This is a genomic window from Pseudomonas sp. 3MA1 (genome assembly GCF_029237275.1).
Classification (GTDB): Bacteria; Pseudomonadota; Gammaproteobacteria; order Pseudomonadales; family Pseudomonadaceae; genus Aquipseudomonas; species Aquipseudomonas fluorescens_AP.
The window spans coordinates 369,202-391,281 of record NZ_JAACFX010000002.1 but is presented as its reverse complement, the minus strand read 5'-3'; the positions used below and the strand labels follow the sequence as shown (position 1 = coordinate 391,281).

The window sequence follows — 22,080 nt, the reverse complement described above, 5'->3', positions numbered from 1 at the left end:
CCCTCATGCGCTTGAAACTTCTCGCTGTTGCCGCACTGGCCCTATTGGCCGGTTGCGCCACCCCGCCACCTCCTGCTCCCGGCAGCGCCGCGAGCAAGGTGGTGGTGATGAACAAGTTCAACAACATTGCCATCGGCGCGATGCGGGTCGCCCGTGAAAACGGCTTCCTGACGGTCAAGGTGGCGCTGAACAACACCAGCCACACCAACATGACCCTGTACTACCGCTTCGTCTGGCTGGGCGACGACGGCTTCCCGGTGGCCGATGAAGAAAGCTGGAAAGTCTTCAACCTGTACGCGGCCCAGGCCACCTTCCTGCCGGCCATCGCGCCGGTGCCCAAGGCCACCGACTTCCGCCTGGAAGTCAAAACCCAATAAGCCGTCCCTGAACCCGATCAAGAGAGCACTTCCATGTTTGCACGCTTTTCCTTCCTCGCCGTGGTCGCCCTGCTGGCCAGCGGTTGCGCCAACAACTCCCCGGTACTGGGCGGCAAGAACATCAGCTACGGCGACAGCAAGGCCGTGGAACTGGTGACCAACGAGTTCGGCTCCACCGACCTGCAGATGATCGCCGAGTCCATGACCCGCTCCCTGGCCCAGTCCGGCATCCTCCAGGGTCGCCCGGTGGTGCAGGTCTACGACGTGAAGAACAAGACCAGCGAGTACATCGACACCCGCGAGATCACCACCTCGATCAAGACCCAGCTGATGAAGTCCGGCACTGCTCGCTTCGCCAGCGACAACACCGCCATGCAGAGCCAGGTCGACCAGCTCAAGCTGCAGAACCAGAGCGGCCTGTACAAGAAATCCACGGTGGCCAAGACTGGCAACATGATTGCCGCCAAATACCGTCTTGAAGGCTCCATCAGCTCCATCGTCAAGCGCAGCAGCGACTACAAGGACGTCTTCTACAAATTCAGCCTGCAACTGATCGACGTCGAGAGCGGTCTGGCCGAGTGGATGGACGAGAAAGAGATCCGCAAGACCACGGAGCGCTAAGCAATGCGTGCATGGATTGGCATCCTGGCCCTGGCCTGCGCATTCAGTGCGCAGGCGGCCCCGAAAGTCGCAGTCATGGACCTGGCCTACCAGGAACGTGTGCAGGAATACATCCACGTGGTTTCGGCCCAGCAGAACTACCGCGAGGGCTACTACAGCTCCAGCGGCTCGGCCAGCTACAACGAACTGGAAGCCAGCACCAGCTACATCGAGGAAGGCGAACTGCGCAAGTTCACCGGTGATATCAAGGGCGGGATCCTCAAGTCCGGGATGTTCCAGCTGGTGCAGGGTTCGCCCCACACCGACGCGTCCAGGACCAACGTCTACGACATCATCAAGCGCATCAAGGCCGGCAACTTCAAGGGTGCCGACTACGTGCTGTTCGGCACCGTGTCGGACATCGACTTCACCCAGGACATCAACGAGCTGGCCAATACCAACAGCTACTCGGCGGTGCTGGGCCTGACCCTGGTGGCGGACTTCAGCCTGATCAACACCCGTACCTTCGAGATCACCTCGGCGTTCACCGCCATGGGCGAAGGCCAGGACACCAAGCTGGTGAACAGCCGCGACATCCGTGTCTCGCTGAACCGCCCACGGGTGGTGCGTGAAGTGTCCAAGGCCCTGGGCGAAGACGTCACCCGGCAGATGGCCGAGCAGCTGGGCCGCAGTGGCTACGAGCAGTCGGGGCAAGCGCCGATGCGCAACAACCTGCCGCCGGACACCGCGCCGGTGATCCTGCGCTAAGCCGTGCACCAATGAAAAAGGCGACCCGTGGGTCGCCTTTTTTTGTCTCTGGAAAACCTAGGCCGCCGCTTTGCGGATAGTCGCCAGAAAGCCCGCCGCACCGAGGAACAGGCCGGCAAAGGTGCGGTTCATGCGCCGCTGCTGGACCGGGGTGCGCAGCAGGCGCAGGACCTTGGACGCCAGCCCAGTGTAGCCGGCCATGACGATCAGATCGACCACGATCATGGTGGCGCCGAGGATCAGGTACTGCTTGACCAGGGGCGCGTGGGGGTCGATGAACTGCGGCAGCACCGCGAGCATGAACACCAGGGCCTTGGGGTTGCTGATGTTCACCAGGAAGCCGCGAAACACCAGGGCCAGGGGCTTGCCGATGGGGCGAATGGCGGCGTCATCGCTGAGGTCGCTGGGCAGCGCGCGCCATTGCTTGACCGCCAGGTACACCAGGTAGGCCACGCCGAACCACTTGATGGCATAGAAGGCAGTGGCCGAGGCGGCGAGGATGGCGCCGACACCGGCGGCGACAATGGCAATCTGCATGGCCAGGCCCAGTTGCAGGCCCAGGGCGTTCCAGTAACCGCGCCAGAAACCGTATTGCAGGCCGCAGGACATCGACGCAATGGCGCCGGCGCCCGGGGAAAGACTGATTACCCAACTGGCGGCAAAGAACGCCAGCCATGTCTCAAGCACCATTGCACACCTCGGATCGAATTGGTCGTGACTGCCTAAGCTAATCCTCTGCTTGGCGGCTGACCATATTTTTTTCGCCCAAAGGTCACGCACGCCCCTGTAGCCGCTGCCGCAGGCTGCGAACGACCGCACAGCAGGCGCCGCGGCGGCACCAAAAGTCCTGCGGACCTCATCGCAGCCTGCGGCAGCAACCACAGAGCAAGGCGTTACTTCTCGCCGCCGACCACAGGCAGCACATCGGTACCACGCCAACGGCGCACCGAGCGCTGGAAGAACAGGCTGTTGGGCACCTGGACCATGGCGCTGCCGGTGCCGGCCTCTTCGGCTTCGATGAGGGTGGTGTACAGCAGGTTGATCGCCACCACCCGGCCCTTGACCCCAGGCTTGTCGACGGTGTCCACCAGCTCCACCACATCACCCAGGCGGAACGGGCCAACGGTGAAGATCAGGATCGCGCACAGCAGGTTGGAGAGCACGCTCCACATGGCGAAGAACGCCACCGCCGCCACGGCGACAAAGCCGGACAGGGCGGTCCACAGCACCGTGGCGGAAACCCCCAGGCGCTCCAGGACGAAGATCACCGCGCTGCCCATGATCAGCCAGCGCAGGCCGCCGCGCAGGGGCATCAGCAATTGCGGCGGGAACGGGTAACGCTCACCCAGGCGGGTCAGGCCACGGGCGACGAAACGCTGGGCCAGATAGCCCGCCAGGAGGATCAGCAGGATCTGCACACCGATCCACAACGGACCGATCCACTGCGCCGGCAACGGCAGCTGCAGCGCTTCCATCAGGACAGCGCCTCCAGCTCGGCCTGCATGCTTTCCAGCAGCTCCAGGGCCTCCATCCAGGCCTCTTCCAGCTCGGATTCACGGGTCTTGAGCTTGGCCTGCTCGGCCAGCAAGTCGCGCAGCTCATCCTTGCGCGCCGCCTCGTACAGACCGCTGTCGCCGAGGCTGGCCTCGATCTTGGCCAGGCGCTCATGCACCTTGCCCAACTCGGCTTCCAGCTTGTCGGCCTCGCGCTTGTGCGGCGCCAATTGCTGACGCAGGGCGGCAGCGGCCTGACGCTGGGCCTTCTTGTCGGTCTTGTCCGGATTGACCGGCGTGTTGCTGACCGGCGCATTGCGCTGGCGGTAATCCACCAGCCAACGGGTGTAGTCGTCCAGGTCGCCGTCGAACTCCTCGACCTTGCCGTCGGCCACCAGGAAGAAGTTGTCCGTGGTGCTCTTGAGCAGATGGCGATCGTGGGAAACCACCAGCACCGCGCCACTGAACTCTTGCAGGGCCATGGTCAGGGCCAGGCGCATCTCCAGGTCCAGGTGGTTGGTGGGTTCGTCGAGCAGCAACAGGTTCGGCCGCTCCCAGGCGATCAGCGCCAGGGCCAGGCGGGCTTTTTCGCCGCCGGAGAAATTCAGCACCGGCTCGTCGATGCGCGCGCCACGGAAGTCGAAGCCGCCGAGGAAGTCGCGCAGGGTCTGCTCGCGCTCGGTGGGCGCCAGGCGCTGCAGGTGCAGCAAAGGGCTGGCCTTGGAGTCCAGGGAGTCGAGCTGGTGCTGGGCGAAGTAGCCGACAACAGTGTTCTCGCCCCGGGTCAGGCGCCCGGAGAGCGGCTGCAGCTCACCGGAGAGGTTCTTGATCAGGGTCGACTTGCCGGCGCCGTTAGGGCCCAGCAGGCCGATCCGTGCACCCGGCGTCAGCTGCAGCTTGACCTTCTCCAGGATCGTGCGCTCGCCATACCCCAGGCGCGCATCGGAGAGGTCGATCAGCGGGCTGGAAATCTTCGTCGACTCACGGAAGGTGAAGTCGAAGGGCGAATCGACGTGGGCCGCCGACAGCTCCTCCATGCGCTCCAGGGCCTTGATCCGGCTCTGGGCCTGACGGGCCTTGGTGGCCTGGGCCTTGAAGCGGGCGATGTAGCTTTCCATGTGCGCGCGCTGCGCCTGCTGCTTCTCGTAGGCCTGCTGTTGCTGGGCCAGACGCTCGGCACGGGCGCGCTCGAAGGCGCTGTAGCCACCGCGATAGAGGGTGATCTTGCGCTGATCGACATGGGCCACGTGATCGACCACGGCGTCGAGGAAATCCCGATCGTGGGAGATCAGCAGCAAAGTGCCGGGATAACCCTTGAGCCAGTCTTCGAGCCAGATGATGGCGTCGAGGTCCAAGTGGTTGGTCGGTTCGTCAAGCAGCAACAGGTCCGACGGGCACATCAGTGCCTGGGCCAGGTTCAGGCGCATCCGCCAGCCCCCGGAGAAGTCGCCGACCTGACGGTCCATCTGTTCGTTGGTGAAGCCCAGTCCGGCCAGCAGCTTGCGCGCCCGGGCATCGGCGGTATAACCGTCGGCGCTGTCCAGTTCGGCATGCAAGCGCGCCTGAGCAGCGCCATCCTGGGCCGCTTCGGCAGCCGCCAGGTCACGCTGCACCTGGCGCAGGCGCAGGTCGCCATCGAGCACATAGTCCACCGCCAGACGCTCGAGGGTATCGACCTCTTGGCGCATGTGGGCAATGCGCCAATCGGCGGGCAGGAAGCAGTCACCCGAATCCGGGTGCAGCTCCCCGCGCAGCAGGGCGAACAGGCTGGATTTGCCGGCGCCGTTGGCACCGATCAGGCCGGCTTTCTGGCCGGCGTGCAGGGTCAGCTCGGCGTCTTCTAGCAGACGTTGCGGGCCACGCTGTAAAGTCAGGTTCTGAAGTCGAATCATAATGGCGGCGGAGTCTACCAGCTTCGTTCGCAACTGGCGCGAGTAGCACTATGTCCTCTGACCTGTGGAGTTTTTCCCTTGGCACCTATGCCCTTCCGGGCGTGCAGGAGGCCTGCCTGCAACTGCAGGACAGCGGGGCCAATGTCTGCCTGCTGCTCTGTGGCGCGTGGCTTGGCCAGCGAGGTGTCAGTTGCGACGCTCAGCGTTTGCAGCAGTTGCAGGCGCTGGCGGCGCCCTGGGATCGGGACGTGGTCCAGCCCTTGCGCGACTTGCGCACCCGCTGGCGCCAGGCGGCCCGCGAGGATAGTGAGTTGAGCGCCTTGCGCGAACAGGTCAAGACCCTGGAGCTGGAAGCCGAACGGCAATTGCTGTTGCGCTTGCAGGAACAGGCCAGGCCATGGCCCGACGCTCAGGCAGCGAACCTGAAAGACTGGCTTGAGGGATTGGCGGCCGGAGCCGCCGAACGCAACCGCGACGCGCTGCAGGTGCTGCGCGTCGCGGTGACCGGCGCTTAGGAAGCGCTGGAGGGAGTGCCGGCGGCAGCCGGTGCAGGCGTCGCGGCAGGCGTGCTCGTCGCAGCAGCTGGGGAAGCTGTTGGCGCTGGAGCAGCAGGTTTGGCCGCAGCAGGTGCAGCCGGCTTGGCCGCTGGAGTCGCGGTTTTGGCAGCGGCAGGCTTGGCGGCGGCCGGTTTTTTCACAGCAGGTTTTGCCGCAGGCTTCGCTGCAGCCTTGGCCGCTGCTGGCTTGGCCGCAGGTTTCGCTGCCGCGGCAGCAGGCTTGGCCGCCACTGCCGGTTTGCTGGCAGGCTTGGCCGCAGCTTTTGCCGGGGCTTTGGCTACTGCAGGTTTGGCGGCGGGTTTGGTGGCAGCGGTTTTCACGGCTGCGGGTTTGGCCGCAGGCTTGGCGGCAGCTTTAGCGGCTACCGGTTTGGCAGCAGGCTTGGCGGTGGTTTTGGCTGCTGGCTTAGCGGCAGCGGTCTTGGCGGCAACAGGTTTGGCAGCGGCAGGCTTAGCCGTTGCGGACTTGCTCGCCGCAGGTTTGGCGGCGCTGGCGGCGGCCGGTTTTTTCGCAGCAGGTTTGGCCGCTGGCTTGGCAGCGGATTTGGCTGGCGCTTTGGCAGCAGGCTTGGCTGCCGGCTTCTTCGCCGCCACTGCTTCCGACTGGGCATCACGAGTGCTCAATGCCTTGGCCACCGCTTCCTTCACACGGCCAACGCCTTGAGCCAACTTCAGGCTTTCCTGGGCATCGCGCTTGAGTTGCAGAATGTAGCTGCGGGTTTGGGCCTGACGTTCTTTCAATGCGTCCAGCAGGTCTTCGAGTTCACTCACCGCGGTCTTGGCCTTGGCTTGTGCCTTGGCTTTGCCGGCCGCCGCGGCGTCCTGCAATTTGGTGCGCGATTTGTGCAGTTTTTCCTGCGCCTTGCCTCGTTGTTTTTCCAGCTTGGCGAGCAGTTTTTCAGCATCAGCCAAGGCTTGGGAACAAGCGTTTTCCAAATGTTCGAGCAGGCTGCCCGACAACTGTTGGAGCAAATGCAACGGAGTATTTACAGGCTTCTTACTGGCCGACATGGTTGACCTCCTGGCTGACGTGAGTTGCGGCTCATACTAGACCTCTGCTGTTACCGCCGCTAGGGCATGTTGACAGTATCGAAAGCCCGGCGTTGCAAGCGACGGAAAATGTTCTTCGCCGCCATCGAAGTTGCTCACCAACCCGCCCTTTGTCGCTGGCATAATCCACCGCTACTCAGGCCGGAGAGTGCCCATGTCGCGTTACCTGTTTTTATCCTTGAGCCTGTTCTTGCCCCTGGCGCAGGCTGCTGCGCAAGCACCGCCCAACGATGCTCATGATCTTGCCTACAGCCTGGGCGCGAGCCTCGGCGAACGGCTACGCGACGAAGTTCCCGACCTGCAGATCCAGGCGTTGGTGGAGGGATTGAAAGCCGCCTACCAAGGCAAGCCGCTGGCCCTCAAGAGCGAGCGCATCGAACAGCTCCTGGCCCAGCACGAAGCGCAGATCAGCGAACAGTCGGCCCGCTCGCAGATCGAGACGGCGCTGGAAAACGAACGACGGTTTCTCGATCAGGAAAAAGCCAAGCCCGGCGTGCGCCAGCTGGCTGACGGCATCCTGCTGACCGAGCTCGCGCCGGGCAGCGGCAACAAGGCCAGCCCTAACGGTTCGGTCCAGGTGCGCTACACCGGGCGCCTGCCTGATGGCACCGTGTTCGATCAGACCCAACAGCCTCAATGGTTTCGCCTGGACAGCGTGATTGCCGGCTGGCGCATCGCCCTGGCGCAGATGCCCACCGGTGCCAGATGGCGGTTGGTGATTCCTTCGGACCAGGCCTATGGCACCGAAGGCGCGGGCGATCTGATCGCTCCCTACACGCCGCTGGTGTTCGATATTGAATTGCTGGGCGTTGCCGGCTGAGTCGCGGAAACAAAAACGGCACGCCTGGGCGTGCCGGTTGCTGATGCTCGAGCCTGTATTCAGGCCTGAGCCACCGCGTCCTGCTTATGGGCGTTGTGCAGCACTTCGATCAGGCAATCTTCCAGCTCGAAGCGTTCGTGCAACAGGCCGCCCAGCTCCTTGAACTTCTGCGCCACACACTGACCCGCATCGCACAGATCGTTGAACGCCAGGAGTTTTTCGGTGATCACGTCGATACGCGGATAGAGGGTATCGGCCAGTTCAAGACCGCGCTTGTCGCCAAAGGCCTTGGCTTCGCTGGTCAGCTGTTCGTAGATTTCAAAATGTCCGGCGGACACATAATCCACCAGAATCCCGCAGAATTCCTGAAGCGGCTTTTTGCTCTTGCTCAACGCCTCGGGCTCGGCGCCCAGCGCATCATAAGCTCGAACCAGTTCGTGACGCTCCTGCAACCAGCGATCGATCAGCAGATGCACTCCACCCCAGCGTTCCTGAGCATTCTGACAACTTTCGAGCATGGTGATCTCTCTTCCCTTATGGGTCATGCCGTCTGCCCGCCGCCCCCCTTGTTGGAGACTCTGGATCCGGTCGGACGCAACAGCATCGAGCAACATAATTCCGGTGACAGGTGCGGGCCAGATTATGCCCGCTCGACAACAGCATCAAGGTACGCAGGAGATAAAGTTCATACAAGCGTTTAATCCGCGCCTTGCCACCAAACGCTGACTCAGGGCAACGCCTCGACCCTGCGTGTAGCCCGCGTCATGCGCAGCAGACGGTAACCGCTGAAGATCAGCATGATCACGAAAAACAGCAGGCTCCACTCGGGCAGGCTCATGTCCAGCAGCGTCCAGGTGACCTCGGCGCAGTCCGAGGTGCCCATGAAGGTCAGTTGCAGCGCCTGCCACCAGGACAGCTGGCGCAGCATGAAAGACATGTCCGGCAGGCAAGCCAGGAGTTGCTCGGAAGGAATGTTCTGCAGCAATACATGACGCCCGGCGGTGATCACCCCGAGCAGGCCCAGCACCAGGTTGATCCCCCAGTAGAGCGCTCGCCCCACACGCCTCGGTCCCTGCACCACCGCCAGCAGGTTGACGCCGCCGAACATTAGCAGCAACAAGCGCTGCACGCCCCACAACGGGCAAGACTCAAGGCCGCCACCGGATTGCAGGTTGAATGCCGCCCACGAGGCCAAGGCCCCCACCAGGAACACCAGGGAGAACAGCACGCGGGAGCCGGCCAGCGACATGAGATATCCGTAACACAAAGAAACAGGCAGCCACGGTAGAGAAAGCGCTCGCTGCTTTCAAGAAGCGCTATGCCGCAGTCGGGCGACGATAGACAGCGAGCCAGTGGTGCAACCCGGGCAAGGAAAGGCCGGTTGCCCGCAACAGGCAACCGGCCCTGACAGCGCTTCAGGCCCGCGCCGGAACCGGCAACGGTGACGCCAGCAGACGCTCGTCGAGCATGCCCAGGCCCTCCTGGAACAGTTGGTTGCTGCGATCGGTATCGCCCAACTGCGCCAACAACCGGGCCAACTCGGCACAGGTTTCAGGATTGCGCTGCAGACGCAGGCTGCTTTCCAGGTAGTCCCGGGCCTTGCCCCACAGGCTGTTCTGCAGGCACAGGCGCCCCAGGGTCAGCAACAGACCGGGATCGTCGGCGTGCTCCTTCAACCAGTGCTCGGCGGTCTGCAACTGTCGGGAGGGATCACTGCCACGCACCAGGCCGTAAAGCCGCGCCAGATGACTCTCGTACTTGCGCTTGATGGCGGTGCGCAGCGTCTCTTCAGCTTCGGCACCGGCCCCCAGCTGACGCAACTGCTCGGCGTAGGCCAGCACCAGTTGCGGCTCCTGGCGTTGCGCCGAGGTCAGTTGCTGCCAGGCGCGATTGAGGGACTGCAAGCCCGCCACCTGGTCCTCTTCACGACGCGCCGCCAGGCTCAGGTTCTCGCCCCAGGCCCGACGCTCCAGTTCCTGCAACTCGCTGGCCGGCAGCACCTTGTCCTTGCGCAACTCGGGCAGCAGGCGGATCAGCGCCGACCAGTCGCCACGCTGCTGATGCAAACGCTGCAACTGACGCAGCACCTGAACGCTATGCGGATGACGCTCGTGCATGGCTTGCAGGGTGCTCAGGGCGCCTTCGGTATCGCCGCGATCGGTCTGCAACTGGGCATGACTCAAGGCCACCGCCAACTCCGCCTGGGGCTGCCGGGTCAGCGCCCGCTCCAGCAGCCGGTCGCATTCTTCGTAATGGCCTTGCTCGTTGGCGGCACGGGCCGCACCGAGGTAGTACAGCAGCGGCTGGCGCTCGGCCTCGGCGGCACGGTACAGGTGCTTTTGCGCGCTGGCCCAGCGACCTTCGGCCAGGTCCATCTGGCCCTGCTCGATAGCGATCTGCACCCGGCGACTGCGATTGCGGCGCGACCAGGGATTGACCACGCCACCGGAAACCATCACCAGCTCGACCAGCAGCTTGATGCCCCAGATCACCAGCCAGATCAGCGCCACCAGGGCCAGGGTCGCCCACAGGCTCGATTCATAACGGAAATTGCTGTAGGCGATCAGCACGTAGCCCGCATGCTCGGCGATGGCCAGCCCCAGCAAGCCGATAGCGGCGATGACCAACAGCACAATCACGTAGACGCGTTTCATGGGCTGGTCTCCTGGGCGGCGTTCGCGGCAGGTTTGGCCAGAGGCTTGATGGAGTCCTCAGCGTTGAGGTTGCGCCGCTCAAGATAGGCCTGCACCGCGCTCAGGGTCTTGGCCAGGTCTGGAGTGACTACGGTCACCGGCTGTTTACTCAGTTCGGACAGGCGCTCGAGCATGATCTTGCTCTGCGGATTGTCCTGATTGAAGTTGCTGACCAGCACATCCCGGGCTTCGGTCAGCGCCTGGGTGTACACCGGCGCCTGGCCATTCAGGGCCGCCCACTGCGCCTGCTCCAGCGCCAGGCTCAGGGCCAGGCGCACCTGGGTCAGGCCCTGCCCCGCCAGCAGCGGACGGATGTTCTTGTCGGCATTGAAGTCGATACGGAAGTAGCGGGAGATCTGCTCCCACCACTGGGCCCAGCGGCTTGCGCCATCGCCGTCGGCGGTCAGCCCCAGCAACGATTCGCCGCGGTCCTTGTATTCCGGCGCCACCGCACTCAGCTCCAGGACCTGATCACGCAGGGCTCCCAATTGCAGGAACAGACCGGTGCGATCCGGTTGTTCGGTGCTGCGCAAGGCCGCCAGGCTCTTGGCCAACTGTTCGCGGGCAGCGAAGGAGCCCGGGTCGTTCTGCTCACGCAGGATATCGTCGGCGCCCTGGACCAGGGCCTGGGCGCTGCTGATGTCCTGCAGAGCGGACAGACGCAGACTGGCCAGGCGCAACAGGTGCTCGGCTTCCGCCAGGCGCCAGTCCTTGCGGCTGGCACCCAGAACGGTTTCCAGGCGCTGACTCAGACGCTGCTGATCACCTTGCAACTGGGCCACGAGACGCCGCCGGTCTTCCAGCTCGTCGGCGGGCGGCAACTGCTCCAGGCGCGCACTCAGGCGCTGCTCACTGAGCTTGAAGCTCTGGGCCTGATCCCCCAGGGCCTGCAACTGACTCAGTTGCTGCTGGTGATTGGCTTGCAGGCTGCGCACCTGCCAGATCCCCCAGCCACCGGCCGCGACACCCGCCGCCCCCAGCAGCAGGGCCAGTATCGCCAACCCGTTGCCACGACGCTCAACGGTTGGGGTCGTGGGCTCAGCAGGTGTTTCGGACACCGGCTGGACTTCATCTTTAGGCAAGGCTGTTTCGCTCACGTATCCATCCTTTGCGTTAGAGAACGGGCACGGGTTGCTCCCGTAACGCCGTTAGCAAAGCCGCGGCACTGGCGCCGCGACAATCCACAACTTTTTCCGCCCCGGCGGCACGCGCCATGTCGGCGACCCGGGGGCTTGGAACAAACAACGGCATCTGCGCCAACTGCGGCCAGTCCGCTCCGGCCAGCTGCAGCAAATGGCTGAACCCCTGTCCACTGCTGACCACCAGCCCGTTCAAGCGTTCCCCCGCAATCTTGCGCAGCAGCGCATCCTCGGCGTAATGCGGGAGGCAACGGCGGTAGAGTTCCAGATAATCGACACTAGCACCAAGGTCGCGCAAACGCTCAGAGAGCAGCTCGCGACCGCCCTCGCCACGCACGATCAACACCCGGGGATCGGGCCGGCAGATAGCCTCGCGCAATTGGGGAAGCGCAAGCAAGGCTTCGCTGTCGTCCCCCGCTTGTGGGTAGAACACCTGCAAACCGGCATCCGCGAGGATCTGCCCGGTTCCGGCGCCCACGCTAAACCAGCTCTGGCACGGGGGCTCTGGCCAATAGGCGCGCAGCAGTTTCAGACCCAGATGGGCCGCCGGCTTGCTGACCACGATCAGCGCGCGGTATCGATCCAGTTCAAGCAGGGTCGCGCGTTGCGCGTCAGTGACGGGCAAGGCCTGAATCTCCAGCAACGGCAGGCTGCTACTGAACACCTTGGCGTCGGCCAGGATCGCTGCCAATGCAGCGCAATCCTCGCTCGGCCGGGTCAGCAACAGGCGCCAGCCGGTCACTCTTGCTCCGCCTCGCCGTAGACCGCGCGCAGGATGTCATCGGCACCTTGTGCCAGCAGGGCATCCGCCACTTGCACCCCCAGCTCGCTGGCAGACGTTCTAGGGCCACGGGCTTCGGCGCTGAGCAGCAGGCCGCCGCTAGGCTCGCCCACCAGGCCGCGCAGCCAGATCTGTTCGCCTTCGAGCACCGCATAACAGGCGATCGGCACCTGACAGCCGCCGTTGAGGTGCTTGTTCAGCGCCCGCTCGGCCGTGACCCGGCTGGCGGTGTCGGCGTGATGCAAAGGGGCCAGCAAGGCGTGGATTTCAGTATCGGCACTGCGACATTCGATGCCGACCGCGCCCTGGCCACCGGCAGGCAGGCTGTCGTCGACGCTGATGAAGGAGCTGATGCGATCTTCGAATCCCAGACGGATCAGGCCGGCCGCGGCCAGGATGATGGCGTCGTACTCGCCGGCATCCAGCTTGGCCAGCCGGGTATTGACGTTGCCCCGCAGAAAACGGATCTGCAGGTCGGGGCGACGAGTCAGCAACTGGGCCTGGCGGCGCAGGCTGGAAGTGCCCACGACGCTGCCTTGCGGCAACTGTTCAAGGCTTGGATAGGTATTGGAGACAAAGGCGTCGCGCGGGTCTTCGCGCTCGCAGATGCAGAACAGGCCCAGGCCTTCGGGGAAGTCCATGGGCACGTCTTTCATCGAATGCACGGCGATGTCGGCCTGGTTTTCCAGCAGCGCGGTTTCCAGCTCCTTGACGAACAGCCCCTTGCCGCCGATTTTCGACAGGGGCGAGTCCAGCAGTTTGTCGCCACGGCTGACCATGGGCACCAGGGTCACCACAAGGCCCGGATGGGCCTCTTGCAGACGGGCTTTGACGTATTCGGCCTGCCACAAGGCCAGAGCACTTTTGCGGGTAGCGATGCGGATTTCGCGAGAGGACATGGATCAATCCGTACTGAATAGATACGGCAGATAATAACAGCTCAGCCAAAGCAGCTTTGACTTGTATCAGAAACGCAGCGTCCCGCCGACGCCGGGCCTGCCTTGGTATGCGAGCAAACGAGCGCGCTAGAGCTGTTGCATCATCTTGCGCACACCCGCAACGTGGCGCCGACTGACAATCAGGGCATCACCATTGAGACCCTTGAGGTACAGCTGGAAATGCCCCAGCGGCGTGCGCTGCAAGCGCTCGATTCGCTCGCGGGCCACCAGTGCATTGCGATGAATACGCACAAAGCGATCGCCGAATTCGTCTTCCAGGGCCTTCAGGGGTTCGTCCAGAAGCACTTCGCCGCTTTCGTGACGCAAGGTCACGTACTTGTGGTCGGCAATGAAATACACCACCTGAGCCAGGGGAATCAGTTCGATGCCTTTACGGGTTCGCGCGCTGATGTGGCTACGCGGCCCATTGCCGCTTTCCGCCGCCGGCCGCGTCAGGGCCGCCAGTTGCACACGGTTGGGTTTCTCGGCGGCTTTCAAGGCTTCGAGCAACAGCTCGGGGCGCACGGGCTTGACCAGGTGGCAGACGCCACTGGCATTGAAGGCCTCAAGGGCGAATTCATCCGGAGCCGCACAAAACACCAGCGCCGGAGGCGTCTCGCGCTCGCACAATTTGCCGGCAACCTGCAGACCATCCAGACCCGGCATGCGCACATCGAGCAAGACGATATCCGGCTTCAGGCTGTCGATCAGGCTCAATGCCTCTTCGCCGTTGGTGGCGCTGGGCTCCAGGACACTGTATCCCTCGAGCTCACTGACCATCCGGCTCAGGCGCTCGCGGGCTAGGGGTTCGTCATCAACGATCAGGACATTCATATTGCGCTGGATTCCTGCGTGAGTCTCGCACATGGATAGCGTAGACAGGTGGAGTGACGTCCGTCACCGCGATCCACGCTAAGACTAGTGCGAAGGCCAAAAAGTGCCGCAAGTCGGGCACCAATATTTACCCGTACCTGCCCGATACCGCCCAAGGTCGGTGGCTGCGCGACGGTGCTGCAGGGAACGCTGGTATTCAACACAAAGCCCCCTCGTTACTGTGGTCGGCGTCCACCCTGTCCGCACCCGCCTCGTTTCATGGGCGGATTGCCAGGACCTGCGCGGTGTGAACTCGATGGACAGACCCACTGCGAACACGCGAGGGGGTGTTACGCAATTGTGCCGGTCCTCTTGTCCAACTGTAGACGGTTGCCAAGACGATATTGCTCAATCGACAAATATCGTTTGATCGATATCACCTTCCGCACTCAAGGCCCCCTCCCCCTGATGCACCGCGGATTGTTCCGACGCCAGTCTCTGCGCCCTCATGGCCGGCGACAAGCCATGCACAGGCGGCCCGAAGAAAAAAGCTGCCGACCAGTGCCAGCGACAGCCGAGGCAACCCTGTTATCATCGGCGCCTGTTTTTTACGCCATCTTCCTTCAGCAGATCACGAGCGAATTCATGAGCACTGACAAGACCAATCAGTCCTGGGGCGGCCGCTTCAGTGAACCCGTCGACGCCTTCGTCGCCCGCTTCACCGCCTCTGTCACTTTCGACCAGCGCCTGTATCGCCACGACATCATGGGCTCCATTGCCCACGCCACGATGCTGGCCAAGGTCGGCGTGCTCACCGACGCCGAACGCGACAGCATCATCGACGGCCTGAAGACCATCCAGAGCGAGATCGAGGCCGGCAGCTTCGACTGGCGCGTGGATCTTGAAGACGTGCACATGAACATCGAGGCGCGCCTGACCGACCGCATCGGCATCACCGGCAAGAAGCTGCACACCGGCCGCAGCCGCAACGATCAGGTGGCCACCGACATCCGCCTGTGGCTGCGGGACGAGATCGACCTGATCCTGGCCGAGATCACCCGCCTGCAAAAAGGCCTGCTGGAGCTGGCCGAGCGCGAAGCCGAAAGCATCATGCCGGGCTTCACCCACCTGCAGACCGCCCAGCCCGTGACCTTCGGCCATCACATGCTGGCCTGGTTCGAAATGCTCAGCCGTGACTACGAGCGCCTGGTGGACTGCCGCAAGCGCACCAACCGCATGCCCCTGGGCAGCGCCGCGCTGGCCGGCACCACCTACCCGATCGATCGCGAGCTGACCTGCCAGCTGCTGGGCTTCGAAGCGGTGGGCGGCAACTCCCTGGACAGCGTTTCGGACCGTGACTTCGCCATCGAATTCTGCGCCGCCGCCAGCGTGGCGATGATGCACCTGTCGCGCTTCTCCGAAGAACTGGTGCTGTGGACCAGCGCGCAATTCCAGTTCATCGATCTGCCGGACCGCTTCTGCACCGGCAGCTCGATCATGCCGCAAAAGAAAAACCCCGACGTGCCGGAGCTGGTGCGGGGCAAGAGCGGCCGGGTATTCGGCGCGCTGATGGGCCTGCTGACCCTGATGAAAGGCCAGCCCCTGGCGTACAACAAGGACAACCAGGAAGACAAGGAACCGCTGTTCGACGCCGCCGACACCCTGCGCGACTCGCTGCGGGCCTTCGCCGACATGATCCCGGCGATCAAGCCCAAGCACGCCATCATGCGTGAAGCGGCGCTGCGCGGCTTCTCCACCGCCACCGACCTGGCGGACTACCTGGTGCGCCGTGGCCTGCCGTTTCGCGACTGCCACGAAATCGTCGGCCACGCGGTGAAGTACGGCGTGGAAACCGGCAAGGACCTGGCAGAAATGAGCCTGGAAGAACTGCGCCAGTTCAGCGACCAGATCGAGCAGGACGTGTTCGCCGTGCTGACCCTGGAAGGTTCGGTGAATGCCCGTAACCACATCGGCGGCACCGCACCGGCCCAGGTCTGGGCTGCCGTGGTTCGCGGCCAGGCCTTGCTGGCCAGCCGCTAGGCCGTCGCAGGTCAGCCTGCTGCACCAGCAGGCTGACCCGTCACCCGTGTAACAGTGACCGCGCTACTTCCTCGCCGCCACCATCGCCAGGAACTGCGGCATCGCCGCTTCTCTATCCGCTGCTACTCGCTGGGCATTGGGCAGCTGCTCCAGGCGCTCCAGCAAGGCTTTTGCCGCGGGCATGCCCTCCAGAAAGTCCACCCCGAACAGCTTGTGCCCGACCGTCCGGGCCAGGGTCACGCTGTAGAGAAAATACAGATCCGCCACACTCAGGCTGTCGCCGGCCACATAGGGTGCAAATTTGCCATGCCGCGCCAGGGAGGCAAACCCTAGCAGCAACTCAGCCTTGGACTTTTCCTGGATCGCCGGGGCCACCGACAGACCGAAAAAAGCCTCGGGATAGCAGGCCCGCGCCGGCAGCTCGATGTAAAGTTCGATCTCCCTGGCCAGCGCCAGTACCTGGGCACGCTGGAATGGATCGCTGGGCAACAACGCCCGACCTGGCTGGGTGTGCTCCAGGTACTCGAGAATCACGCTGGTTTCGTTCAGGCACCCCTGCTCGACCTCAAGCACCGGCACCTTGCCCCGTGGACTGATGGCCAATGCCTCCGGACTTTGACCACCAGAAAAAACCACCTCTTCGAAAGGCAGGCCTTTCTCCAGCAACGCCAGCTTGACCATGTTGTAGTAGTTACTGACAGAGAAACCGTAAAGCTTGAGCATCACATAGCCTCCAGGCCGTGCAGGGGTTGGCAGCATTTTTTATAGAAGCCCAATGCAATTCCGGCCAGCAGCATCACCGCCCTGAATACGAGTAAACTGGCGACCTTTCCTTGAGGAGCCTGCCATGAGCGAGCCAACCGATATCGACACCGACGAAGAAGAGTTCGCCGAAAATACCCTGATCGAAGCCATCGAAAACCAGATCGAAAGTGACAACCCGCCGGCGGCCAAAGCCACGTTCAACAAACTGACCCTGGTGGGTTACGAACGGGAAGAAATCCTCAATCTGATGGCTCACGTCCTGGCTATCGAGATCGATGCGATTCTCGAGGAAGACCGCGCTTTCGATACCCAATGGTACGAAGCCGCCTTGCGCGCCCTGCCGCAACTGCCTCCCGAGAAGTCCTAAGCCCGCAGCACCGGAGCGCTGCCCAGGGCAGCGCTCCTGCAGCACGCTCCCGCCCTGACTACACTGCAAACTCCCTGCGGCCAAACGCCGCCATCCCCAGGTACAAAAGTCCTCAGCGAACGCTGGACACGCCGCCGTTCTGCGGTCACCTTAAGAACGCTGACCTCTCATTCCTAGAAAGTCTGGAGTCCTTATGTCGTATACCCCTGAGTTGGTTGCCGAACTGGAAATCCTTGCACTCTTCAATCTGGACAACTCCCAGGAAGGCCTGAAAATCCATCAGACCGCTGCCCCTTCCGCCATTGCCGCTGCCCAACGCCTGTTTGACAAAGAACTGATTACCCAAGCCGATGGAGGCTACCTGACCAGTCTTGGCCGCGACGCCGCCGAACACGCCCAAGGTCTGCTGACCATCCTGAGCGTCAAAGAAACCGCCTGAACATCGCTCCTCGGCCTGCGGGGTTCCCGTCTGTCGGATTCCGTAGGCACCCTCCCGCCAATACGCTAGAAATCTGGCGTCAAAAAATAAATTGAGCTAAAGACTCGGCCCTGTCTGACGCTAAACTGCTGCCGTTCCGAACCCCGTCACCTTCGAGCTCCGCTTGAAATGCCCCATACCCATGAAATCCGCCCTGTTCTGGATGAAGGAATCGATCGCAAGGTTCTCAGCCAATTGCGCACGCGCTTTCTTAAGGTCAATCAAGGGCGCCTGGCTCGGGCAATGGAGGGTTTGTCGGCACGCCAGCAACTGGTCCTCAACCTGCTGCCGCTGTTCTTTCACGTCAATCACCCGCTGCTGCCCGGCTATGTCTCCGGCGCTACCCCGGCGGGGCTGTCCAACTATGAACCCGATCCCCAGGCCCTGGCCGAAGCCCAGCGCCTGACCCGATCCTTTTCCTACAAGCCGCGCCATGGCAACCCGCCGCGGCCGATTCACGGGCTGTTTCTCATGGGCAGCCTGGGCACCCTGGCCCAGGCCGACCAGAGCGACATGGATGTCTGGGTTTGCCACGCTGCAGATTTGAGCGAAACCGAGCTGGCCGAACTGCAGAAGAAATGCCAGCTACTGGAAGCCTGGGCTGCCAGCCAGGGCGCCGAAGCTCATTTCTTCCTGATCGATGCCAGCCGCTTTGTCCGCGGCGAACGCGACACCCAGCTCAGTTCGGATGATTGCGGCACCACCCAGCATTACCTGCTACTGGACGAGTTCTACCGCACCGCCATCTGGCTGGCCGGACGCACGCCGCTGTGGTGGCTGGTGCCGGTGTACGAGGAGCCCCGCTACGAGCGCTATATCCATACCCTGCTCTCCAAGCGCTTCGTACCCGCCGAGGAGAATCTGGACCTGGGCCACATGGCGCGCATTCCGCCCGGCGAGTTCATCGGGGCCGGACTCTGGCAGCTGTTCAAGGGCATCGAGTCCCCCTACAAATCGGTACTCAAGCTGCTGCTGATCGAGGTCTATGCCAGCGAGCATCCCAAGGTCCAGTGCCTGAGCCTGCGCTTCAAGCAGGCGGTGTTCGCCAACCGCCTGGATCTGGACGAGCTCGACCCCTATGTCGTGGTCTACCGGCGCATCGAGGAGTACCTCAAGGCCCGCGGAGAACCGGAACGACTGGAGCTGGTACGACGCAGCCTGTACCTCAAGGTCAATCGCAAACTCACCCAAGGCAATGGCGCCCGCAGCCCGAGCTGGCAGCGCTCGCTGCTGGAGCGCCTGGCCAGCGAGTGGGGCTGGGATCAGCGCCAGCTGGCCCTGCTGGACAGCCGCAGCCAATGGAAAGTGCGCCAGGTCAGCAGCGAGCGCCGGGCCCTGGTCAACGAACTCAACTACAGCTATCGCTTCCTGACCCAGTTCGCCCGTACCGAGCAAGCTGCCAGCCTGATCAACAAGCGCGACTTGAACGTGCTGGGCCGGCGCCTGTACGCCGCCTTCGAACGCAAGGCCGGGAAGATCGAGTTCATCAACCCCGGCATCGCTCCGGACCTGGCGGAAGACACCCTGACCCTGGTGCAGTCGCCGAACAAGAAAGAACCGGGACAGACCTACTGGGGCCTGTACAACGGCAACCTGACCGCCCTGGAATCGGAGCATTTCGCCCCGATCAAGCGCAGCCGGCAACTGCTGGAACTGCTCACCTGGTGCCATCGCAACGGGGTGATCGACAGCAGTACGCGCCTGGCCCTGCACCCTGGCAGCAGCGACCTGAGCGAGTTCGAGCTGTTCAACCTGCTGGGCAGCCTGCAGCAGACCGTGGCCCTGCCACTGGCCACGGTGGACGAAGACCAGCTACTGCACGCCAGCGTCCCCAGCGAGGTCTTGATCCTGGTGAACGTCGGCGTCGATCCCCTCAAGCATCACCGCGACCTGAACATCCTCATGACCACCGAACGCACCGACTCCCTGAGCTACGCCGGGGTCCGGGAAAATCTGGTGCTGACCCTGGATCAGGTCACCCTCAATAGCTGGAACGAGGTCATGGTCGAGCGCTACGACGCCGAGCATGCGCTGCTCGATTGCCTGCGCGATTACCTGAACAGCCTGCCTGCCGGGCCCCAGCCACGCCTGAGGGTCCGCTGCTTCTGCCACAACCGCGCGCAATTCATCGCCCGGCGAGTGGAGGAGCTGTTCGAAACGGCGCAGCACTTGTTGCTCAGCCAGCTCAACTACCGCTACCTGATCCAGGTGCAGCAGCACTATCACGTCCTGGAGCTGGTGGCCGGCCAGGTCCGGCACAAGGCCATGGCCCATCCCGCCGCACTGCTGGAGTACCTGGGCCAGGAGCAGGCCAGCTACAGCCCCCTGCACCTGGACCCCATGGCCCTGGAGGATCACGACCTGGCGCTGATCCTGCCCATGGGCCGGCCGGACTGCATCCAGGTGTTCTATCGGATCGTCGACGAGCAGGCCGAGCTGTACCTGCTCGATGAGCACAATGCCCTGTGGCAGCAGACCTTGCCCTATCACGACGAGCAAAGCCTACTGGTGCCATTGCAGCGTTTCCTGCAGTCGATTCTCTACCGTCGCGATGCGCTGTTGCCGATAAGCAGCAACCCGGGCGAGAAACCTTTGGACACACTCTACTTTCAGGTATTGCCTTCGGGCAGCGGCCGGGCACGCCGGGTAGAGCCGCGGCCGGCCCCGCCGACGCCGGTCGACAAGGCCTTTTATGACGTGCAGGCGATCATCGGCAAGGCCACACCGGGTCAGGTGCAAGTCTCGCTGTACTGCAATCAACGGGAGTTTTCCGAGCTGGAATATGGCGATCAGCTGTTTGCCGCAGTGGCCCAGGACATCGTCGCCCAACGCCGCGAACCGCAGCGCTATCGCTGCTACATCACCGACCTGGACCTGTCCGGCCTGCTCGGTGATGGACAAAGTCCGAGCATTCTCTACCTGCGTTACAAGGCCAGCCTGGAGCGCGCGCTGAATGACGCGCTCGAGCAGGTCTAGCCGCTATCAGAGGTGGTAGTCGCCTGCGGCTTCCGGCTGGTATTCCACTTCCAGCAGCGTTAGCTTCAGGGTCTTGCCGCCCGGGGCCGGCCAGTCGATGTATTGACCGACCTGCAGGCCCAGCAAGGCACTGCCCACTGGCGCGAGGATCGAAATCTTGCCCTCGTCGGCGTTGGCGTCCTGTGGATAGACCAGAGTCAGGTGATAGTCCTTGCCGCTGCTTTCTTCACGGCAATGCACACGCGAATTCATGGTGACGACACCGGCCGGAACTTCATCGTGACCCACCAGCGTTTCGGCACGATCCAACTCGGTCTGCAGTGCAATGACGCCTGGCAGCGAGTCGTCCAGGCTGTCGATCAGGCGCTCAAGACGTTGCACGTCAAGGCGGGTAAGGATGATGGATGGTGCAGTACTCATGATCCTGGCTGACTCCTATTTTTTCTGCACAAAAAAGCAAAACCCCGCCAAATAAGACGGGGTTCTCACCGGCCTCGATGTAGCGAGGCGAAGCCGGACACTATCACAGCACACTGAATAAACAAACCGTACGAGTACGAACCTAAAGTCCCTCCGCGGCCACGCTCTGCTTGCGCAGCAATGCCTGGGCGCAGATCACTCGCCGGCGCTGATCATCGGCCGAACGCCACTCGCGAATGTCCTCAACATGACGAAAGCAGCCGCGACAGACCTTCTGCTCATCGAGACGGCACAGGCTGATGCACGGCGAACTCACCGCCGGACTGACGTTGCTGTAGAGGGGCTTGGGCGGGCGCACCGCAGCGGGCTCGGTCACGACCTCAGAGCCCTTCGAACTCAAGCTTGATGTCTGCCTGTTCGAAGACGATGCGTTCCAGCATCTCGCCCAACTGCTCCTCGCTCTTGTCGCACATCCAGCGCTCGCTTTCCTCGTCGTAGTCGAAGTGGAAACCACCGGATCGGGCCGCCAGCCACAGTTGGCGCAGAGGCTCCTGGCGACTGAAGATCACCTGGCTGCCGTTGTCGAACTTGACGGTGAGCACACCGGCCGAGTTTTCCAGGTCGATGTCCAGGTCGCTCTCTTCGAAAATATCCTCCAGCGTCTGCTGGGTAGCGTCCACCAGGTCATGAAAACGGGCTTCGGTCAAACTCATTGCGGGAACCTCGGATAGTGTCTACTCACGCTCAAGCGCCGCAAGATACGGGCGCTCCCCGGCGAATGCAAAGGATACCGAACAGGCGGACAAATGCGATGCCCATTGCGCCGCAAGCCATCCAAAGCCCCTGAACCGGGCCTGGCAAAGGCCCGCTGGACGGGAGTTACGCTGCATAGGCAAGCTGCCGGGTGGCCGGTATACTCGGGCGCAATTTACGCATTCTCAAGGATTTCGCCATGAAGCGCCTGATCTCTTCCCTTGCTGCGCTCGTCGCGGTTGCCTGCCTTGTTACTGCCTGTGGCCAGAAAGGCCCGCTGTATCTGCCTGATGACAGCAAATCCCCTGAAGAGCAGGCCAAGTCGCAGTCGCACAAGCACGACACCTACTAAGGGCTCACC

At 63.0% G+C, this 22,080-nt stretch carries 25 protein-coding genes; 10 read left to right on the top strand and 15 right to left on the bottom strand.

The genetic code is table 11. From position 1 onward, the window contains the following. The first annotated feature begins 5 nt into the window (after positions 1-5). Genes GWQ44_RS06935 through GWQ44_RS06925 form a run of 3 tightly spaced genes read left to right on the top strand, consistent with a single transcriptional unit; the run spans position 6 to position 1,745 of the window. Positions 6-377 (top strand): YcfL family protein, encoded by a 372-nt coding sequence (locus tag GWQ44_RS06935; protein WP_016966925.1) that lies wholly within the window; start codon positions 6-8, stop codon positions 375-377. A 33-nt stretch (positions 378-410) separates the two neighbouring features. After that, entirely contained in the window at positions 411-998 is a 588-nt protein-coding gene (gene lpoB / locus GWQ44_RS06930) for a penicillin-binding protein activator LpoB (RefSeq protein ID WP_047306585.1), read from the top strand. Between the two features lie 3 nt (positions 999-1,001). Next, positions 1,002-1,745: a penicillin-binding protein activator LpoB gene (locus tag GWQ44_RS06925; RefSeq protein WP_275926936.1), complete on the top strand. Its 744-nt coding sequence runs from the start codon at positions 1,002-1,004 to the stop codon at positions 1,743-1,745. Positions 1,746-1,802: 57 nt separating this feature from the next. On the opposite strand, the gene GWQ44_RS06920 is transcribed toward GWQ44_RS06925, so the two are convergent. The 3 genes from GWQ44_RS06920 to GWQ44_RS06910 form a co-directional block, all read right to left on the bottom strand. Then, complete coding sequence (locus tag GWQ44_RS06920; RefSeq protein ID WP_011064164.1) at positions 1,803-2,435, bottom strand: LysE family transporter; 633 nt, start codon at positions 2,433-2,435, stop codon at positions 1,803-1,805. 203 nt (positions 2,436-2,638) lie between these two features. Then, the gene (locus GWQ44_RS06915) at positions 2,639-3,220 is read right to left on the bottom strand and encodes a mechanosensitive ion channel family protein (protein WP_275926935.1); all 582 of its coding nucleotides are present in this window, start codon (positions 3,218-3,220) and stop codon (positions 2,639-2,641) included. Further along, positions 3,220-5,130, bottom strand: coding sequence for an ATP-binding cassette domain-containing protein (locus GWQ44_RS06910; protein ID WP_103740732.1), 1,911 nt, complete (start codon positions 5,128-5,130; stop codon positions 3,220-3,222). Before GWQ44_RS06910 ends, GWQ44_RS06915 begins: the two co-directional genes overlap by 1 nt. A gap of 50 nt (positions 5,131-5,180) precedes the next feature. On the opposite strand from GWQ44_RS06910, the gene GWQ44_RS06905 reads away from it, so the two are divergent. Next, positions 5,181-5,645, top strand: coding sequence for a TIGR02444 family protein (locus tag GWQ44_RS06905; protein WP_275926934.1), 465 nt, complete (start codon positions 5,181-5,183; stop codon positions 5,643-5,645). Here the strand turns inward: GWQ44_RS06905 and GWQ44_RS06900 are convergent. After that, positions 5,642-6,697: an AlgP family protein gene (locus GWQ44_RS06900; protein ID WP_275926933.1), complete on the bottom strand. Its 1,056-nt coding sequence runs from the start codon at positions 6,695-6,697 to the stop codon at positions 5,642-5,644. The genes GWQ44_RS06905 and GWQ44_RS06900 overlap by 4 nt on opposite strands. Positions 6,698-6,890: 193 nt before the next feature. Here GWQ44_RS06900 and GWQ44_RS06895 point away from each other — a divergent pair, with 193 nt between their 5' ends. Further along, positions 6,891-7,556, top strand: coding sequence for an FKBP-type peptidyl-prolyl cis-trans isomerase (locus tag GWQ44_RS06895; protein ID WP_016966933.1), 666 nt, complete (start codon positions 6,891-6,893; stop codon positions 7,554-7,556). A 59-nt stretch (positions 7,557-7,615) separates the two neighbouring features. On the opposite strand, the gene GWQ44_RS06890 is transcribed toward GWQ44_RS06895, so the two are convergent. The 7 genes from GWQ44_RS06890 to GWQ44_RS06860 all read right to left on the bottom strand — a co-directional run bounded on the left by GWQ44_RS06890 (position 7,616) and on the right by GWQ44_RS06860 (position 13,941). Continuing rightward, positions 7,616-8,074, bottom strand: a complete 459-nt coding sequence (locus GWQ44_RS06890) for an Rsd/AlgQ family anti-sigma factor (protein WP_016966934.1) — start codon at positions 8,072-8,074, stop codon at positions 7,616-7,618. A gap of 209 nt (positions 8,075-8,283) precedes the next feature. Next, entirely contained in the window at positions 8,284-8,805 is a 522-nt protein-coding gene (locus GWQ44_RS06885; protein ID WP_275926932.1) for a disulfide bond formation protein B, read from the bottom strand. A gap of 166 nt (positions 8,806-8,971) precedes the next feature. Further along, positions 8,972-10,210, bottom strand: coding sequence for a heme biosynthesis protein HemY (locus GWQ44_RS06880; RefSeq protein WP_275926931.1), 1,239 nt, complete (start codon positions 10,208-10,210; stop codon positions 8,972-8,974). After that, positions 10,207-11,346, bottom strand: a complete 1,140-nt coding sequence (locus GWQ44_RS06875) for a uroporphyrinogen-III C-methyltransferase (protein ID WP_016966937.1) — start codon at positions 11,344-11,346, stop codon at positions 10,207-10,209. Before GWQ44_RS06875 ends, GWQ44_RS06880 begins: the two co-directional genes overlap by 4 nt. A gap of 16 nt (positions 11,347-11,362) precedes the next feature. After that, positions 11,363-12,130, bottom strand: a complete 768-nt coding sequence (locus GWQ44_RS06870) for a uroporphyrinogen-III synthase (RefSeq protein WP_275926930.1) — start codon at positions 12,128-12,130, stop codon at positions 11,363-11,365. Beyond that, positions 12,127-13,068 (bottom strand): hydroxymethylbilane synthase, encoded by a 942-nt coding sequence (hemC, locus tag GWQ44_RS06865; protein WP_253128577.1) that lies wholly within the window; start codon positions 13,066-13,068, stop codon positions 12,127-12,129. Before hemC ends, GWQ44_RS06870 begins: the two co-directional genes overlap by 4 nt. Before the next feature lie 126 nt (positions 13,069-13,194). After that, positions 13,195-13,941 (bottom strand): LytTR family DNA-binding domain-containing protein, encoded by a 747-nt coding sequence (locus GWQ44_RS06860; RefSeq protein ID WP_016966940.1) that lies wholly within the window; start codon positions 13,939-13,941, stop codon positions 13,195-13,197. A 624-nt stretch (positions 13,942-14,565) separates the two neighbouring features. Here GWQ44_RS06860 and argH point away from each other — a divergent pair. After that, the gene (argH, locus tag GWQ44_RS06855; protein ID WP_275926929.1) at positions 14,566-15,960 is read left to right on the top strand and encodes an argininosuccinate lyase; all 1,395 of its coding nucleotides are present in this window, start codon (positions 14,566-14,568) and stop codon (positions 15,958-15,960) included. Between the two features lie 63 nt (positions 15,961-16,023). Here argH and GWQ44_RS06850 read toward each other — a convergent pair whose 3' ends face one another. Further along, positions 16,024-16,683, bottom strand: coding sequence for a glutathione S-transferase (locus GWQ44_RS06850; protein WP_275926928.1), 660 nt, complete (start codon positions 16,681-16,683; stop codon positions 16,024-16,026). Between the two features lie 124 nt (positions 16,684-16,807). Between GWQ44_RS06850 and GWQ44_RS06845 the strand changes: the two genes are divergently transcribed. The 3 genes from GWQ44_RS06845 (at position 16,808) to GWQ44_RS06835 (ending at position 20,546) form a co-directional block, all read left to right on the top strand. Beyond that, positions 16,808-17,092, top strand: coding sequence for a hypothetical protein (locus GWQ44_RS06845; RefSeq protein ID WP_016966943.1), 285 nt, complete (start codon positions 16,808-16,810; stop codon positions 17,090-17,092). A 193-nt stretch (positions 17,093-17,285) separates the two neighbouring features. Beyond that, positions 17,286-17,531 (top strand): TIGR02647 family protein, encoded by a 246-nt coding sequence (locus GWQ44_RS06840; RefSeq protein WP_016966944.1) that lies wholly within the window; start codon positions 17,286-17,288, stop codon positions 17,529-17,531. Between the two features lie 168 nt (positions 17,532-17,699). Continuing rightward, positions 17,700-20,546, top strand: a complete 2,847-nt coding sequence (locus GWQ44_RS06835; protein ID WP_047306593.1) for a class I adenylate cyclase — start codon at positions 17,700-17,702, stop codon at positions 20,544-20,546. A 6-nt stretch (positions 20,547-20,552) separates the two neighbouring features. Here GWQ44_RS06835 and rnk read toward each other — a convergent pair whose 3' ends face one another. The 3 genes from rnk to cyaY all read right to left on the bottom strand — a co-directional run bounded on the left by rnk (position 20,553) and on the right by cyaY (position 21,679). Beyond that, positions 20,553-20,966 carry a nucleoside diphosphate kinase regulator gene (gene rnk, locus GWQ44_RS06830; RefSeq protein WP_011064182.1) on the bottom strand — a complete coding sequence of 138 codons (414 nt, stop codon included), beginning with the start codon at positions 20,964-20,966 and terminating at the stop codon, positions 20,553-20,555. A gap of 142 nt (positions 20,967-21,108) precedes the next feature. After that, positions 21,109-21,342, bottom strand: a complete 234-nt coding sequence (locus tag GWQ44_RS06825; protein WP_016966946.1) for a DUF1289 domain-containing protein — start codon at positions 21,340-21,342, stop codon at positions 21,109-21,111. 4 nt (positions 21,343-21,346) lie between these two features. After that, positions 21,347-21,679 carry an iron donor protein CyaY gene (cyaY, locus tag GWQ44_RS06820; RefSeq protein ID WP_016966947.1) on the bottom strand — a complete coding sequence of 111 codons (333 nt, stop codon included), beginning with the start codon at positions 21,677-21,679 and terminating at the stop codon, positions 21,347-21,349. 239 nt (positions 21,680-21,918) lie between these two features. Between cyaY and GWQ44_RS06815 the strand changes: the two genes are divergently transcribed. Further along, a complete protein-coding gene (locus GWQ44_RS06815) occupies positions 21,919-22,071 on the top strand; it encodes a lipoprotein (RefSeq protein WP_016966948.1) in 153 nt (50 codons plus the stop codon). Positions 22,072-22,080: the final 9 nt, after the last annotated feature.